Origin of the sequence: Cupriavidus gilardii (assembly GCF_013347325.1) — a bacterium.
Lineage (GTDB): Bacteria > Pseudomonadota > Gammaproteobacteria > Burkholderiales > Burkholderiaceae > Cupriavidus > Cupriavidus gilardii.
Window position 1 is genome coordinate 934,813 of record NZ_CP054626.1, and the last position, 13,990, is coordinate 948,802.

General features: G+C 67.7%; 13 protein-coding genes and 2 tRNA genes. 8 read left to right on the forward strand and 7 right to left on the reverse strand.

Translation table 11 applies throughout. The features are described 5' to 3' along the window. Positions 1-123 precede the first annotated feature (123 nt). Positions 124-1,041: a 5-dehydro-4-deoxyglucarate dehydratase gene (gene kdgD / locus FOB47_RS14435; protein ID WP_198751505.1), complete on the reverse strand. Its 918-nt coding sequence runs from the start codon at positions 1,039-1,041 to the stop codon at positions 124-126. 223 nt (positions 1,042-1,264) lie between these two features. Further along, entirely contained in the window at positions 1,265-2,017 is a 753-nt protein-coding gene (locus FOB47_RS14440) for a FadR/GntR family transcriptional regulator (protein ID WP_174781390.1), read from the reverse strand. A 164-nt stretch (positions 2,018-2,181) separates the two neighbouring features. Here FOB47_RS14440 and gudD point away from each other — a divergent pair, with 164 nt between their 5' ends. Both gudD and FOB47_RS14450 read left to right on the forward strand, forming a co-directional pair. Then, positions 2,182-3,534 (forward strand): glucarate dehydratase, encoded by a 1,353-nt coding sequence (gudD, locus tag FOB47_RS14445; RefSeq protein WP_174781391.1) that lies wholly within the window; start codon positions 2,182-2,184, stop codon positions 3,532-3,534. Between the two features lie 108 nt (positions 3,535-3,642). Beyond that, positions 3,643-4,599, forward strand: a complete 957-nt coding sequence (locus FOB47_RS14450; protein WP_144425878.1) for a Bug family tripartite tricarboxylate transporter substrate binding protein — start codon at positions 3,643-3,645, stop codon at positions 4,597-4,599. Between the two features lie 114 nt (positions 4,600-4,713). On the opposite strand, the gene FOB47_RS14455 is transcribed toward FOB47_RS14450, so the two are convergent. Next, positions 4,714-4,803: transfer RNA gene (locus tag FOB47_RS14455), tRNA-Ser, on the reverse strand. 232 nt (positions 4,804-5,035) lie between these two features. Between FOB47_RS14455 and FOB47_RS14460 the strand changes: the two genes are divergently transcribed. Further along, positions 5,036-5,527 carry an outer membrane lipoprotein gene (locus FOB47_RS14460; RefSeq protein ID WP_006578288.1) on the forward strand — a complete coding sequence of 164 codons (492 nt, stop codon included), beginning with the start codon at positions 5,036-5,038 and terminating at the stop codon, positions 5,525-5,527. A gap of 92 nt (positions 5,528-5,619) precedes the next feature. Here FOB47_RS14460 and hemW read toward each other — a convergent pair whose 3' ends face one another. From hemW to rph, 3 genes are read right to left on the reverse strand one after another with little or no spacing between them, the layout of a single operon-like run. Then, entirely contained in the window at positions 5,620-6,864 is a 1,245-nt protein-coding gene (hemW, locus tag FOB47_RS14465) for a radical SAM family heme chaperone HemW (RefSeq protein ID WP_174781392.1), read from the reverse strand. Then, positions 6,861-7,601 (reverse strand): RdgB/HAM1 family non-canonical purine NTP pyrophosphatase, encoded by a 741-nt coding sequence (gene rdgB / locus FOB47_RS14470; RefSeq protein WP_244959427.1) that lies wholly within the window; start codon positions 7,599-7,601, stop codon positions 6,861-6,863. The genes hemW and rdgB overlap by 4 nt, the downstream gene beginning before the upstream one ends. An 8-nt stretch (positions 7,602-7,609) precedes the next feature. Next, positions 7,610-8,329, reverse strand: coding sequence for a ribonuclease PH (gene rph, locus FOB47_RS14475; RefSeq protein ID WP_053821376.1), 720 nt, complete (start codon positions 8,327-8,329; stop codon positions 7,610-7,612). A gap of 258 nt (positions 8,330-8,587) precedes the next feature. Between rph and FOB47_RS14480 the strand changes: the two genes are divergently transcribed. The 4 genes from FOB47_RS14480 to FOB47_RS14495 all read left to right on the forward strand — a co-directional run bounded on the left by FOB47_RS14480 (position 8,588) and on the right by FOB47_RS14495 (position 13,125). Then, positions 8,588-9,523: a YicC/YloC family endoribonuclease gene (locus FOB47_RS14480; RefSeq protein WP_053821377.1), complete on the forward strand. Its 936-nt coding sequence runs from the start codon at positions 8,588-8,590 to the stop codon at positions 9,521-9,523. A gap of 95 nt (positions 9,524-9,618) precedes the next feature. Further along, positions 9,619-10,215, forward strand: coding sequence for a guanylate kinase (gmk, locus tag FOB47_RS14485; protein WP_226994888.1), 597 nt, complete (start codon positions 9,619-9,621; stop codon positions 10,213-10,215). Positions 10,216-10,294: 79 nt separating this feature from the next. Continuing rightward, on the forward strand, positions 10,295-10,498 hold the full coding sequence (rpoZ, locus tag FOB47_RS14490; RefSeq protein ID WP_006578656.1) for a DNA-directed RNA polymerase subunit omega: 204 nt from the start codon (positions 10,295-10,297) through the stop codon (positions 10,496-10,498). 125 nt (positions 10,499-10,623) lie between these two features. After that, positions 10,624-13,125, forward strand: a complete 2,502-nt coding sequence (locus FOB47_RS14495; RefSeq protein ID WP_232962998.1) for a RelA/SpoT family protein — start codon at positions 10,624-10,626, stop codon at positions 13,123-13,125. A gap of 24 nt (positions 13,126-13,149) precedes the next feature. Here the strand turns inward: FOB47_RS14495 and greB are convergent, their stop codons facing one another. Further along, positions 13,150-13,716 (reverse strand): transcription elongation factor GreB, encoded by a 567-nt coding sequence (gene greB, locus FOB47_RS14500; RefSeq protein ID WP_174781393.1) that lies wholly within the window; start codon positions 13,714-13,716, stop codon positions 13,150-13,152. 123 nt (positions 13,717-13,839) lie between these two features. On the opposite strand from greB, the gene FOB47_RS14505 reads away from it, so the two are divergent. Beyond that, positions 13,840-13,916 (forward strand) — tRNA-Arg (locus FOB47_RS14505). Positions 13,917-13,990: the final 74 nt, after the last annotated feature.

Sequence of the window (13,990 nt, forward strand, 5' to 3'; positions counted from 1 at the left end):
TTCTCCTGAAAACGTCGATGGCGCAACGGCCGCCGCGGTGCGATACCGGGAGCGGCCGATGCGCCGGGGGCATGATGGCGCGCGCCGCGCCGGCAAGGCCGGACACGGCGCGTACGGAAGGAGTTACTGGCCGCCGACCTTGTCGATCAGCCGTTGCAGCATCGCGCATTCCTCTTCGCTCAGATCGGTCAGCGGCGCGCGCACCGGGCCGGCATCGTGGCCGACCAGGCGGGCGCCCGCCTTGATGATGCTGACCGCGTAGCCCTGCTTGCGGTTGCGGATGTCGAGGTAGGGCAGGAAGAACGTGTCGATCAGGCGGCCGACGGTCTCGTGGTCCTCGGCGGCGATCGCCCGGTAGAAGTCCATCGCGGTCTTCGGAATGAAGTTGAACACCGCCGACGAGTAGACCGGCACGCCCAGCGCGCGATAGGCGGCGGCGTAGACCTCGGCCGTCGGCAGGCCGCCCAGATAGGCGAAGCGTTCGCCCAGCCGGCGGCGGATCGACACCATCAGCTCGATGTCGCCCAGGCCGTCCTTGTAGCCGATCAGGTTCGGGCAGCGCTCGGCCAGCCGTTCCAGCTGCACCGCGTTCAGGCGGCACACCGCGCGGTTGTAGACGATCACGCCGCAGGACACCGAGCGGCAGACCGCCTCGACGTGGTTGGCGATGCCTTCGGGGCTGGCCTCGGTCAGGTAGTGGGGCAGCAGCAGCACGCCGTGGGCGCCCAGGCGCTCGGCCTCCTGCGCATAGGCGATCGCGACGCGGGTCGGACCGCCGGCGCCGGCGATGATCGGCACCTTGCCGCGGCAGGTGTCGACCGCGGTGCGAATGATGTCGCTGTACTCGCTCGGGGCCAGCGAGAAGAACTCGCCGGTGCCGCCGGCCGCGAACAGCGCGCTGGCACCGTACGGAGCCAGCCATTCGAGGCGCCTGGCGTAGGACGCGGCGGCGAAGTCGCCGTTGGCGTCGAAATCGGTCACCGGGAACGACAGCAGGCCGGCGCTGATGATCTGTTTGAGGTCTTGGGGATTCAGGGACATGGTGGTTTCCGATTTTCCGATTTACCGATGAAAAGGCCGGGCGTCCTGCCCGATGCGCAACATTGGACGGTGAAGGCGCCGCGGCAGGGGGGGGCGTCCTTCGATGATCGATATCGTAAGACATCATACAACTGAAGTGCAAGCGTTTCGCATCGGGGGTTAACCCCCGGAGGGGCGGTGGGCAGGGCGTCGGAATCCGGCTTGCGGAATCAGGCTTGCGGAGTCAGGCCTGCGTATTGGCCGCCGCGGCCGACGCCTTGCGCAGGCGTTCGCGGCTGTTGGTCAGGTGCATGCGCATCGCCGCCTTGGCGCCATCGGGGTCGCGGCGCTCGATCGCGTCGTAGATGCTGTCGTGTTCGAAATTGACCCGTTCCAGATACTGCTCGCGGTCGCCCGGGGTGACGTGCAGCCGGCCGCGCGGAATCACCGAGGCGCCCAGGTGGCCCAGCATCTCGCTGAAGTAGCGGTTGCCGGTGGCGCGCGCCACGGCCAGATGGAAGGCGAAGTCCGAGGCGACCGAGTCGCCGCCGGACGCGGCGGTGCGCTTCAGTTCGTCCAGCGCGCGCCGCATCTCGGCCAGATCCGCGTCGCTGCGCCGCACGGCCGCCAGGCCCGCGGCTTCCGCTTCGATGCTGACGCGGAATTCCAGCATCGCCAGCACGTCCATCGCCGTGACCATGGCCGACGGATCGATGCGGAAGGGGGAGACCGATTCGGCCGGGGGCGGCGTCAGCACGAAGGTGCCGATGCCGTGGCGGGTCTCGACCAGGCCGCTCGCCTGCAGGCGCGACAGCGCCTCGCGCACCACGGTGCGGCTGACGCCGAGCGTGGCCATGATTTCCGATTCGGTGGGCAGCTTGTCGCCGGGGCGCAGCGTGCCCTGGCGAATGCTGTCGGTCAGGCTGGCGACCGCTTCTTCGGCCAGCGTACGGCCGCGGCGGCGCAGCGGAGTGGGGGCCAGGGTCGAGGCTTTCATAGGGTATGTACGGTGCTTGACCGGTTCGCGAACGGCTCATTATACTGCGTCGTAAGTTATACGACGACTGATAACCGACTTTATCGCAGGCCTCTCGCTGCCACCATCCGGTGCGGCAGGGGCCGTAGCGACAAGCCATTCGAGACAGCCTTCCGAGACGCTTCATGACAGACCCCTCGATCTCCGCGCCGGGCGCCACGCCCGTCGTCACCGAACTGACCGTGATCCCGGTCGCCGGCCACGACAGCATGCTGATGAACCTGTCAGGCGCCCACGGTCCCTTCTTCACGCGCAATGTGGTGCTGCTCAAGGACAGCGCTGGCCGCACCGGCGTCGGCGAAGTGCCGGGCGGCGAGGGCATCCGCCAGACGCTGGAGGACGCCCAGCCGCTGGTGGTCGGCCAGCCCATCGGCGCCTGGCAGGCGGTGCTCAACCGCGTGCGGCAGGCCTTCGCCAGCCGCGATGCCGGCGGCCGCGGCCTGCAGACCTTCGACCTGCGCATCACGATCCATGCGGTCACCGCGCTGGAAGCGGCGCTGCTCGACCTGCTGGGCAAGCATCTGGATGTGCCGGTCGCCGCGCTGCTCGGCGAAGGGCAGCAGCGCGATGCGGTCGAGATGCTCGGCTATCTGTTCTATATCGGCGACCGCAAGCGCACCACGCTGCCGTATCGCCAGGAGGCCGAGGCCGACGATGCCTGGTTCCGGCTGCGCAACGAGGAGGCGATGACCCCCGAGGCGGTGGTGCGCCTGGCCGAGGCCGCCTATCAGCGCTACGGCTTCAACGACTTCAAGCTCAAGGGCGGCGTGCTGCGCGGCGACGAGGAGATGGAGGCGATCGTCGCGCTGGCCGAGCGCTTTCCCAAGGCGCGGATCACGCTCGATCCGAACGGCGCCTGGTCGCTGGCCGAGGCGGTCCGGCTGTGCCGCGACAAGCGCGGGGTGCTCGCCTATGCCGAGGACCCGTGCGGCGCCGAAGATGGCTATTCGGGCCGCGAGATCATGGCCGAGTTCCGCACCGCGACCGGCCTGCCGACCGCGACCAACATGATCGCCACCGACTGGCGCCAGATGGGCCATGCGGTGCGGCTGCAATCGGTCGACATTCCGCTCGCCGATCCGCACTTCTGGACGATGCAGGGCTCGGTGCGCGTCGCGCAGATGTGCGCGGAGTGGGGGCTGACGTGGGGTTCGCATTCGAACAACCACTTCGACATCTCGCTGGCGATGTTCACCCATGTGGCCGCGGCCGCGCCGGGACGGATCACCGCGATCGACACGCACTGGATCTGGCAGGACGGCCAGCGCCTGACCAGGGAGCCGTTGAAGATCGAGGGCGGCATGGTGCAGGTGCCAAAGCGGCCCGGGCTGGGCGTGGAGATCGACATGGCCGAACTGGACAAGGCCCATCAGCGCTATCGCAGCATGGGACTGGGCGCGCGGGACGACGCGGTAGCGATGCAGTTCCTGATCCCCGGCTGGAAATTCGACAACAAGGCGCCGTGCATGGTCCGGTAGCCGGTGCCGGCGATCGCTTCGACAACGAACAGAGATTCAGGAGACAACATGAGCAAGTCCTTCATCACCTGTGTGCGCCGCCTGCCGCGGCTGATGCTGTCCGCGGGCATGCTGGCCGGCGCGTTCGCCGGCGGCCTGCTGGCCAGCGGTACCGCGGCCGCGCAGGACTGGCCGCAGAAACCGGTGTCGGTCGTGGTGCCGTTCCCGCCTGGCGGATCGACCGACACCATTGCCCGCATGCTGGCGCAGCCGCTGAATGAAAAGCTGGGCCAGCCCTTCGTCATCGAGAACCGCCCGGGCGCGACCGGCGCGATCGGCGCGGCGATGGTCAAGCGCGCGCCGGCCGACGGCTACACGATCATGATCGCGTCGATCGGCGTCTATGCGGTCAACCCGTTCCTGCAGAAGAACCTGCCGTACGATCCGGCCAAGGACTTCGACCTGCTGACGGTCGCGGTGCGCGCGCCCAACGTGCTGGTCGCCAATCCGTCGGTCGCCGCGCGCAGCGTGCAGGACCTGGTGGCCCATATGAAGAAGAATCCGGGCAAGGTCAGCTTCGCGTCGTCGGGCGCGGGTTCGTCCGACCACCTGACCGCGGCGCTGTTCTGGCAGAAGACCGGCACCGACGGCCTGCACGTGCCGTACAAGGGCGGCGGCCCGGCGATCCAGGACCTGCTGGCCGGCCAGGTCGAGGTCTCGTTCCAGAACATCAACGCGGTGATCCAGCACATCAAGGCCGGCAAGCTGAAGGCGCTGGCGATTACCTCGGAGAAGCGCTCGCCGCTGCTGCCCGATGTGCCGACGCTGGCCGAAGCCGGGGTCAAGGATGTCGAGGTCTATTCGTGGCAGGCCGTCGCCGCGCCGCGCGGGCTGCCCGCCAACGTCAAGACGCGGCTGCACGGCGCGCTGGTCAGCTCGCTGACCGATCCCAAGATGCGCGCCAAGCTGGCCGAGACCGGCTTCGAGGTCGTCGCCAATACGCCGGAGCAGTTCGCGCAGTTCGAGAACCAGGAGCTGCAGCGCTGGAAGAACGTGATCGAGACCGGCAAGATCACGATCGATTGACGATCGGAAGACCGCCGTACGAGATGTTCCTGCCCCGCGTCATGCGGGGCTTTTTCATTGCGTCGGGGGATGTGTGGCCGTGCGGATGTGGCCGTGAAGGTCTTGTGCTGCGATTGGCGGAGACGGTGAGATTCGAACTCACGGATGGGTCACCCCATCGGCAGTTTTCAAGACTGCTGCCTTAAACCACTCGGCCACGTCTCCAGTCCCATGACGGGCCGGCCTTGCGCCGGCCGCGCATTATAGCAAGGCGGTATCCCGGTGGGGTCGGAAACGCCTCGTTACACATCTTGCACCGCGGGAAGACAAGAAACCGGCCCTGTCGGCGTCCGTCCGACATCGCGGAACCTTGTCTGGATGTATACCTCCTAGGGCAGGAGGGAAGCGGCGGTGCGCCGCATCCCGTCTCTTCTCGTCCCAGTCAGGAGAACATTAAATGAATGGCAAGACTTTGTTTGGCATGGCCGCGTTGGCGGCCGCGATCGGTACCGCCGGCTGCGCGGCGCCCGGTGGCGGTTATGGCTACGGCGCCCCGGCGGCCAATACGGGTTACGGCCAGGGGTCCTACCAGGCGCCGGCCGGCTCGGTGTTCTACGGTCGCGTCGAAGCGATCGAACCGATTCAACAACCGCGCGGCGCCAGCTCGGGCCTGCTCGGCACCGTGATCGGCGGTCTGGCCGGCGGCCTGCTCGGCCACCAGATCGGCGGCGGCCGCGGCCAGACCATCGCGACGATTGGCGGTGCGGTGGCGGGCGGCGTGGCCGGCAACCAGATCGAGCAGCGTGCCACCGGCGGCATGGAGACCGTCTATCGCGTGCACGTACGACTCGACGATGGCCGCATGGCCACCGTGACGCAGCGCCAGGCCAACAATCTGCAGGTCGGCCAGCGGGTGCAGGTCGCCAACGACATGGCGTCGCCGATCTGAGCGAGTTCCGCCGCTGCGAGGGCAGCAATGGAATGGAGAAAGGCCGCGGATCGCGGCCTTTTTTCATGGGTGCGGCGGGGGGCCGCTGCCGCTCACGACTTCAGGAAGATCTCCTGCAGATCGTTCAGGAAGCGCCGTCCCAGCTCGGTCGGGCGGATCACGGTCGGGTCCGGGTCCAGCAGGCCCTTGTCGGTTGCCTGCGCCAGCTCGCGGCGGATCGCATGCAGCGGCAGGCCGGTATGGTCGTGGAACAGGCTCGCCGGCACGCCGTCGGTCAGCCGCAGCGCGTTCAGCATGAATTCGAACGGCAGCTCGGCGGCATCGACATCGCGCGCTTCCTGCACCGCGTTGCCTGCCATCGCCTGCGCCATATAGGTGGCCGGATGCTTGTAGCGCATCTGGCGCAGCACGCGATGCGGGAACGACAGCTTGCCGTGCGCGCCCGCGCCGATGCCGAGGTAGTCGCCGAAGCGCCAGTAGTTCAGGTTGTGACGCGCCTCGCGATGCGGCTGCGCATAGGCCGAGGTCTCGTAGTGGCGATAGCCGGCTTCGGCCGTGCGCGCCTCGATCCAGTCCTGCATCTCGTAGGCGGTGTCGTCGTCGGGCAGCGCCGGCGGAAAGCGCGCGAACAGCGTGTTCGGTTCCAGCGTCAGGTGGTACAGCGACAGGTGGGAAGTGCGGTACGACAGCGCCGTCTCGACGTCCTGCCGGCACTGCGCCAGCGTTTGCTGTGGCAGCGCGTACATCAGGTCCAGATTGACGTTGTCGAAGTGGCGCAGCGCGATGTCGATCGCGGCGCGGGCCTCGGCGCCGCCGTGGATGCGGCCCAGTGCCCGCAGGTGTTCGTCGTTGAAGCTCTGGATGCCGATCGACAGCCGGTTGATGCCGCTGGCGCGATAGCTGGCGAAGCGCTCGGCCTCGAAGGTGCCGGGGTTGGCCTCCATCGTGATCTCGGCATCGGCGTCCAGCGGCAGCAGCGCGCGGATGTCGGACAGCAGCCGGTCCATGCCGGCGGCCGACAGCAGGCTCGGCGTGCCCCCGCCGATGAACACCGTATGGACCGGGCGTCCCCATACCAGCGGCAGCGATTGCTCGAGGTCCGCTCGCAGCGCGTCGAGATACGCGGCCTCGGGAATCTCGCTGCCGTCGGGCGCCGCGTGCGAATTGAAGTCGCAATACGGGCATTTGCGCACGCACCAGGGCACGTGCACATACAGCGACAACGGCGGCGAGGCCGGCAGCGAAATCTGCCCGGGCTTGAGCCACAGGCCGACGCTGTCGCCGCCGGACGAAGCGGGGGCGGGCGCGGTGCCGGTGACGGGGAGGATCGGGATCATGGCCGGCCGTGCGCGGACGTGTTCGCGGCGTTTTCGGTAGCGCTATCGGTGGCGCTATCGGTCGCGCTATCGGTGGCGTTTTGCGTGGCGCTATCCATGGCCGCGTCCTGGCGCAGCCGCTCGCACAGTGCCTGCAGGGCCAGCGCGCGATGGCTGACGCGGTTTTTCTCTTCCGCCGACAGTTCGGCGGCGGTCTTGCCCAGCGCCGGCAGCAGGAAGTAGGGGTCGTAGCCGAAGCCGCCGTCGCCGCGCGGGACATCGACCACTTCGCCGTCCCAGCGCCCTTCCGCGATGATCGGGCAGGGATCGTCGGCATGGCGCACCAGCACCAGCACGCAGTAGTAGTGCGCGCGGCGATTGCTGTGGCCTGCCAGCTCGGCGATCAGATGGGCATTGTTGGCGGCGTCGCTTTTCTCCTTGCCGGCCAGTTGCGCGTAGCGCGCCGAGTAGACGCCGGGCGCGCCGCCCAGCGCGTCGACGCTGATGCCGGAGTCGTCTGCCAGTGCGGGCAGGCCCGACAGGCGGCTGGCATGGCGCGCCTTGGCCAGCGCATTCTCGACGAAGGTCACGTGCGGTTCCTCGGCCTCGGGGATGCCGAGCTCGCGCTGCGGCACCACGTCGAAGCCCAGCGGCGCCAGCAGCGCGCCGAACTCGCGCAGCTTGCCGGCGTTGTTCGAGGCCAGCACCAGGCGTTGCGCGGCGCGCATGGCGATGCCCGCGGTCATGTTCGCCGTCATGCCCGCCGTCATGCCAGATCCAGCGCCTGGCGCTGCATCGTGACCAGCTGCGCGATGCCGCGCTCGGCCAGCTGCGTCATCGCGTCGAGCTGCGCGCGCGAGAACGGCACGCCCTCGGCGGTGCCCTGGACCTCGACGAAGCCGCCGCTGCCCGTCATCACGACGTTCATGTCGGTGTCGCAGGCGCTGTCTTCGGCGTAGTCAAGGTCGAGCACCGGCACGCCGTCGACCATGCCGACCGATACCGCGGCGACGAAGTCGCGGATCGGGCTTTCCGCGATCAGGCCGTCGCGCAGCATCACCGAGACGGCGTCATGGGCGGCGACGAAGGCGCCGGTGATCGCGGCGGTGCGGGTGCCGCCATCGGCCTGCAGCACGTCGCAATCGAGCTGCAGCGTGTATTCGCCGAGCCGCGACAGATCGAACACCGAGCGCAGCGCGCGGCCGATCAGCCGCTGGATCTCCTGGGTGCGGCCAGACTGCTTGCCGCGCGCGGCCTCGCGGTCCGAGCGGGTATGGGTGGCGCGCGGCAGCATGCCGTATTCGGCGGTCACCCAACCTTCGCCGCTGCCTTTCTTGTGCGGCGGCACCTTGGCCAGCACGCTGGCGGTGCACAGCACCTTGGTGTCGCCGAAGGCGGTCAGCACCGCACCTTCGGCGTGCCGGGTGTAGTGGCGGGTCAGGGTGATCGGGCGCAGCGCGTCGGCCGCGCGTCCACTGGGTCGCATGGAGGCTCTCTTGGAAGGAAAATCGGGAACAGGCGCGATTTTAACGCCGGGTGCCCGCGGATGCTGGCGGCCGCGCGCCGCGCCGGGTCCCGCACGGCGGCGGCGCGGCAGTGGCGCGGTAGCGGGGCGGCGAGGGGGCCGCCGGGCAAAGTTCTTTACAATACTGTGTTCAATCAGTGTTGGTCAGCCCACTGCCGGGCAGGCCGCGGTCGCCGCGTCGTGCGGCCCTCGCCGCCAGCCCCCTCAAGAGACGAATCCATGATCCATAGCATGACCGGATATGGCCTGGCGACGCGCCAGGCACCGCTGACCGACGCGCATGGCGCGCCCAGCGGCAGGACCGCCGCCGTGTCGGTCGAATTCCGCACCGTCAATTCGCGCTTCCTCGATCTGCTGTTCCGCGCGCCGGAAGAGTGCCGCGCGTTCGAGCCGGCCCTGCGCGAGATGCTGATGGCCAAGCTGTCGCGCGGCAAGCTCGAGTGCCGCATCAATCTGCAGCGCACCGACGCGGGCGGCGCGGCGCTGGCGCTCAATACCGGCCTGCTCGCGCAGCTGCGCGAGCTCGAAACCACCGTCGCCAGGACCTTCGATCAGGCCGGCACGCTGCGCATGGGCGAGATCCTGCGCTGGCCCGGTGTGCTGATCGAGCCCGAGCTGTCGCAGGATGCGCTGCGCGACGCGGTGCTCGGCGCCGCCAAGGACGCGCTGGCGCAGCTGCTCGAAGCGCGCCGCCGCGAGGGCGATGCGCTGAAGGCCGCGCTGGTCGACCGCATCGACGCGATGCTGGCGATCGTGCAGCGCCTCGCGCCCGCGGTGCCGGACCTGATCGCGCAGCACCAGGAGAAGCTGACCGAGCGGCTGCAGGAGGCCTTCAACCTGGTTGCGCCGAACGGCATGCCATCGATGTCGCGCGACGAGATCGGCGAGCGCATCCGCCAGGAGGCGACCGTCTACGGCATCCGCATCGATATCGCCGAGGAGCTGTCCCGGCTCGAGGCGCATCTGAACGAGACCCGGCATATCCTCGACAAGGGCGGCCAGGTCGGCAAGCGGCTCGACTTCATGATGCAGGAGCTGAACCGCGAGGCCAACACGCTGGGCTCGAAGGCCGCGGCCAAGGAACTGGCCGATGCGTCGATGGAGCTCAAGCTGCTGATCGAGCAGATGCGCGAACAGATTCAAAATCTCGAATGACCAACATGAGCGACACTACTCAGCCCCATCCTGCGTCCAACGCGCCGGCGCAGTCGCATACCGCGATCGACACCGTCTACCCCGGCAACCTGTTCATGGTGGTGGCCCCGTCCGGCGCGGGCAAATCCACGCTGGTCAACGCGCTGCTGGCGCAGGACCCGTCGATCCGCCTGTCGATCTCGCATACCACGCGGCCGCCGCGTCCCGGCGAGCAGGACGGACGCGAGTACCACTTCACCACGATCGAAGCCTTCCGCGAGGCGCGCGATCGCGGCGACTTCCTCGAATGGGCCGAGGTCCACGGCAACTACTACGCGACCTCGCGCGTCTGGATCGAGCAGCAGATGGCGCATGGCCACGACGTGCTGCTGGAGATCGACTGGCAGGGCGCGCAGCAGGTGCACAAGCGCTTCTCCAATGCGGTCGAGGTCTTCATCCTGCCGCCGTCGCTGACCGCGCTCGAAGAGCGTCTGCGCAAGCGCGGGCAGGACGAGCCCAACGTGATCGTGCGGCGCCTGCTGGCGGCCGGCAGCGAGATGGCGCATGCCTCCGAAGCCGACTACGTGATCATCAACGACGTGTTCGACGAAGCGCTGGAAAAGCTGCGCTGCGTGGTGCGTGCCACGCGGCTGCGTTTCTCGTCGCAGAAGGCGCGGCACGCCGATCTGTTCATCGAACTCGGCATCCACTGAAGGCGAGGCCGCGGGGCCGCGGGCCACCTGCGGTAAAATGGCGGCCATCGCATAGGTTCTGTCTCAAGGTAGATTTGATATGGCGCGTATTACCGTCGAAGATTGTCTGAAACACATCCCGAACCGCTTCGAGCTCGCGCTCGCGGCGACCTACCGCGCGCGCCAGCTGGTGCAGGGGCACACGCCGAAGGTCGAGGCCAAGGACAAGCCGACCGTGGTGGCACTGCGCGAGATCGCGTCGGGCCAGGTCGGCATCGAAATGCTGAAGAAGGTTCCGACCTGATCGGCCGGCGGCCCGGTTTTCAACGGCATTGCGAGCTATCCTGGGATCCCGCCCGATCGTCGCCCTGGTCGACCGGATTGTCCTGATCGCATTCGTTGCCCACGTCTGAACCACAGGCCGCCATCATGCCCTCGTCGCCGCGCTCTTCCTCGCGATCGTCGCCCAAGCCGGGCAGCACGGGGGAGACGCGCGCCGCGGCGCGCACCGGCGCGCCGAACCTGCCCGATCCCCTGGGCGACGACGTGGTCGGCGAGCGCGCCGTCGCCCCGGCGATGGCACCCGCCAAGGGCCGGGCCGCGAGCGCCGCGTCCGCGCAGCCGCGCGAGACCGACAGCGGCATCGCGCTGGCCGCGCCGGCTGCCCAGGCTGCGGACGGCCTGTTCATCGACGCGGTCCTCGCGCAGACGTACCGGCATTTCTTCGGCCCGACCTCGCAGCCCGCGGTGCCGCCGCGGCAACAGGTAATCTCCATCTCCAGGCTGATGGAGAAGCTCAATTACCTGAAGCCTGCCGACCAGGCCCTCGTCCGAGAGGCCTTCCAGTTTTCCGACGAAGCTCACCTCGGCCAGTACCGGCAGAGCGGCGAGCCCTATATCACGCATCCGGTGGCGGTCGCCGAGCTGTGCGCCGAGTGGAAGCTCGATGCGCAGTCGATCATGGCGGCGTTGCTGCACGACGTGATCGAGGACCAGGGCATCACCAAGAGCGAGCTGGCCGAGAAGTTCGGTCCCAAGGTCGCCGAACTGGTCGATGGCCTGACCAAGCTGGACAAGCTCGAATTCCAGAGCCGCGAGCAGGCGCAGGCGGAGAGCTTCCGCAAGATGCTGCTGGCGATGGCGCGCGACGTGCGCGTGATCCTCGTCAAGCTGGCGGACCGCACGCACAACATGCGGACGCTGGACTTCGTGCCGCCCGAGAAGCGCCGGCGCATCGCGCTGGAGACGATGGAGATCTACGCGCCGATCGCGCATCGGCTCGGATTGAACAGCACCTATCGCGAGCTGCAGGAGCTGTCGTTCAAGGTTGGCTCGCCGTTCCGCTACGCGACGCTGGAGAAAGCCGTCAAGGCGGCGCGCGGCAATCGCCGCGAGGTGGTCTCGCGCATCCTCGAGGCCGCGCAGAGCGCGCTGGCCAACGCGGGCATCGTGGCGGAGCTGTCGGGCCGCGAGAAGACCCTGTACAGCATCTACCGCAAGATGCACGACAAGCAGCTGTCGTTCTCGCAGGTGCTCGACGTCTACGGCTTCCGCGTGGTGGTCGAGACGCAGATGCACTGCTACATGGCGCTCGGCGCGCTGCATGGGCTGTACAAGCCGATGCCCGGCAAGTTCAAGGACTACATCGCGATCCCGAAGATCAACGGCTACCAGTCGCTGCATACGACGCTGGTCGGCCCGTTCGGCACGCCGGTCGAGTTCCAGATCCGCACGCGCGAGATGCATCAGATCGCCGAGGCTGGCGTGGCCGCGCACTGGATGTACAAGCATCACGCCGACCAGATCAACGATATCCAGCAGCAGGCGCACCAGTGGCTGCAGTCGCTGCTCGATATCCAGAGCCAGACCGGCGATTCGCAGGAATTCCTCGAGCACGTCAAGATCGACCTGTTCCCGGACGCGGTCTATGTGTTCACGCCCAAGGGCCATATCCGCGCGCTGCCGCGCGGAGCCACGGCGCTGGACTTCGCCTATGCGGTGCACAGCGATCTCGGCAACCAGTGCGTCGCGGTCAAGATCAACAACGAGCTGCTGCCGCTGCGTACCGAACTGAAGAGCGGCGATATCGTCGAGGTCATCACCGCGCCGTACTCGAAGCCCAATCCGGCCTGGCTGTCGTTCGTGCGTACCGGCAAGGCGCGCGCGGCGATCCGCCACTATCTGAAGACGACCAAGCTCGACGAGGCGATCCAGCTCGGCGAGCGGCTGCTGGAGCAGGCCGCGCGCCAGCTCGGCATCGACCTGAAGGCGGTGCCGCAGCCGGTCTGGGAACGGATGATCCAGTGGACCGGCAACAAGCAGCGCGACGACATCTTCGCCGACCTGGCGCTGGGGCGGCGCGTGCCGGCGGTGGTCGCCAAGCGCATGGAGATCCTGCTGCAGGAGCTGTCCGGCGACTTCGATACCGCGTTGATGGCGGCGGTGCAGACCTTTGCCGGCGAGGAGGCGCCCGCGGTGCCGATCACCGGCGACGAGGGCATGTCGATGATCTTCTCGGCGTGCTGCCGGCCGATTCCCGGCGATTCGATCGTCGGCTATCTCGGCAAGGGCGAAGGGCTGCAGATCCATGTCCAGGACTGCAAGGTGGCCAAGCGGCTGCACAGCAAGGATCCGGAGCACTGGATCGAGGTCATGTGGGCCAACAAGACCACGCGTGCCTTCGACGTCTCGATCAAGGTGCTGGTGCGCAACGTCAAGGGCATCGTCGCGCGCGTGGCGGCAGACCTGACCGCCGCCGACGCCAACGTCGCCCACGTCGCGATGGAGCACCAAGACAACGGCCGGCAGGAAGCGACCTATATGCAGTTCGTGATCCAGGTCCACGACCGCCTGCACCTGGCCAACGTGATGCGGGCCCTGCGCCGCAACACCGACGTCATCCGCATCTTCCGCGACCGCAACGACGGCTGACGCGCGGCCGGGGTCGGCAGGGCCTCAGGCCTCGCCGCGCTTCGGATAGCGGACTTCCAGAATATCGATCTGTTCGATGCCGCTCGGCGTGCGCAGCGGCACGGTATCGCCTTCGCGGGCCTTGATCAGCGCCTTGGCGATCGGCGAGATCCAGCTGACCCGGTGCGCGTCCAGATCGACCTCGTCCATGCCGACGATCGTGATGGTGTTTTCCTCGCCGGACTGGTTGGCGTAGGTCACCGTCGCGCCGAAGAAGATCTGGTCGTTGTCGCCCTGCAGCGAGGGGTCGACCACCTCGGCCTTGTCGAGCCGGCGGGTCAGGAAGCGGATGCGCCGATCGATCTCGCGCAGACGCTTCTTGCCGTACAGATAGTCGCCGTTCTCCGAACGATCGCCGTTCGACGCGGCCCACGAAACGATCTGCACGATCTCGGGTCGCTCGACATCGATCAGGTGCATCAACTCGTCGCGCAGCCGCTGGTAGCCCTGCGCGGTGATGTAGTTCTTGGTGCCGGCAGGCAGCGGGGTCGCGCCTTCGGGGAGGTCGTCGTCTTCGTCGTCCGACGGTTCTTTGACAAATGCCTTGCTCATGGTACGGATCACTTCTTGGCAGGCAGACATTATAGGAACAGCGGCCTGCAACGGTGACGCCGAAAAAGATGACGCAGGGGGCTTCCCAAAAACAAAAAACGCGATATAATCTCTTTCTCGCGTGCGGCTGTAGCTCAGTTGGATAGAGTACTTGGCTACGAACCAAGGGGTCGTGGGTTCGAATCCTGCCAGCCGCGCCACCTACATGCAGTACGAACGGCCTGGAGAGTCTTCTCTCCAGGCCGTTTTTGTTTTGGTGTTGCCGGTGGGGCTG

Bases quoted from the DNA above. Each gene is read 5' to 3' on its own strand.
- kdgD (WP_198751505.1), bottom strand. From the start codon at position 1,041: ATGTCCCTGAATCCCCAAGACCTCAAACAGATCATCAGCGCCGGCCTG.
- FOB47_RS14440 (WP_174781390.1), bottom strand. From the start codon at position 2,017: ATGAAAGCCTCGACCCTGGCCCCCACTCCGCTGCGCCGCCGCGGCCGT.
- gudD (WP_174781391.1), top strand. From the start codon at position 2,182: ATGACAGACCCCTCGATCTCCGCGCCGGGCGCCACGCCCGTCGTCACC.
- FOB47_RS14450 (WP_144425878.1), top strand. From the start codon at position 3,643: ATGCTGGCCGGCGCGTTCGCCGGCGGCCTGCTGGCCAGCGGTACCGCG.
- FOB47_RS14460 (WP_006578288.1), top strand. From the start codon at position 5,036: ATGAATGGCAAGACTTTGTTTGGCATGGCCGCGTTGGCGGCCGCGATC.
- hemW (WP_174781392.1), bottom strand. From the start codon at position 6,864: ATGATCCCGATCCTCCCCGTCACCGGCACCGCGCCCGCCCCCGCTTCG.
- rdgB (WP_244959427.1), bottom strand. From the start codon at position 7,601: ATGACGGCGAACATGACCGCGGGCATCGCCATGCGCGCCGCGCAACGC.
- rph (WP_053821376.1), bottom strand. From the start codon at position 8,329: ATGCGACCCAGTGGACGCGCGGCCGACGCGCTGCGCCCGATCACCCTG.
- FOB47_RS14480 (WP_053821377.1), top strand. From the start codon at position 8,588: ATGATCCATAGCATGACCGGATATGGCCTGGCGACGCGCCAGGCACCG.
- gmk (WP_226994888.1), top strand. From the start codon at position 9,619: ATGGTGGTGGCCCCGTCCGGCGCGGGCAAATCCACGCTGGTCAACGCG.
- rpoZ (WP_006578656.1), top strand. From the start codon at position 10,295: ATGGCGCGTATTACCGTCGAAGATTGTCTGAAACACATCCCGAACCGC.
- FOB47_RS14495 (WP_232962998.1), top strand. From the start codon at position 10,624: ATGCCCTCGTCGCCGCGCTCTTCCTCGCGATCGTCGCCCAAGCCGGGC.
- greB (WP_174781393.1), bottom strand. From the start codon at position 13,716: ATGAGCAAGGCATTTGTCAAAGAACCGTCGGACGACGAAGACGACGAC.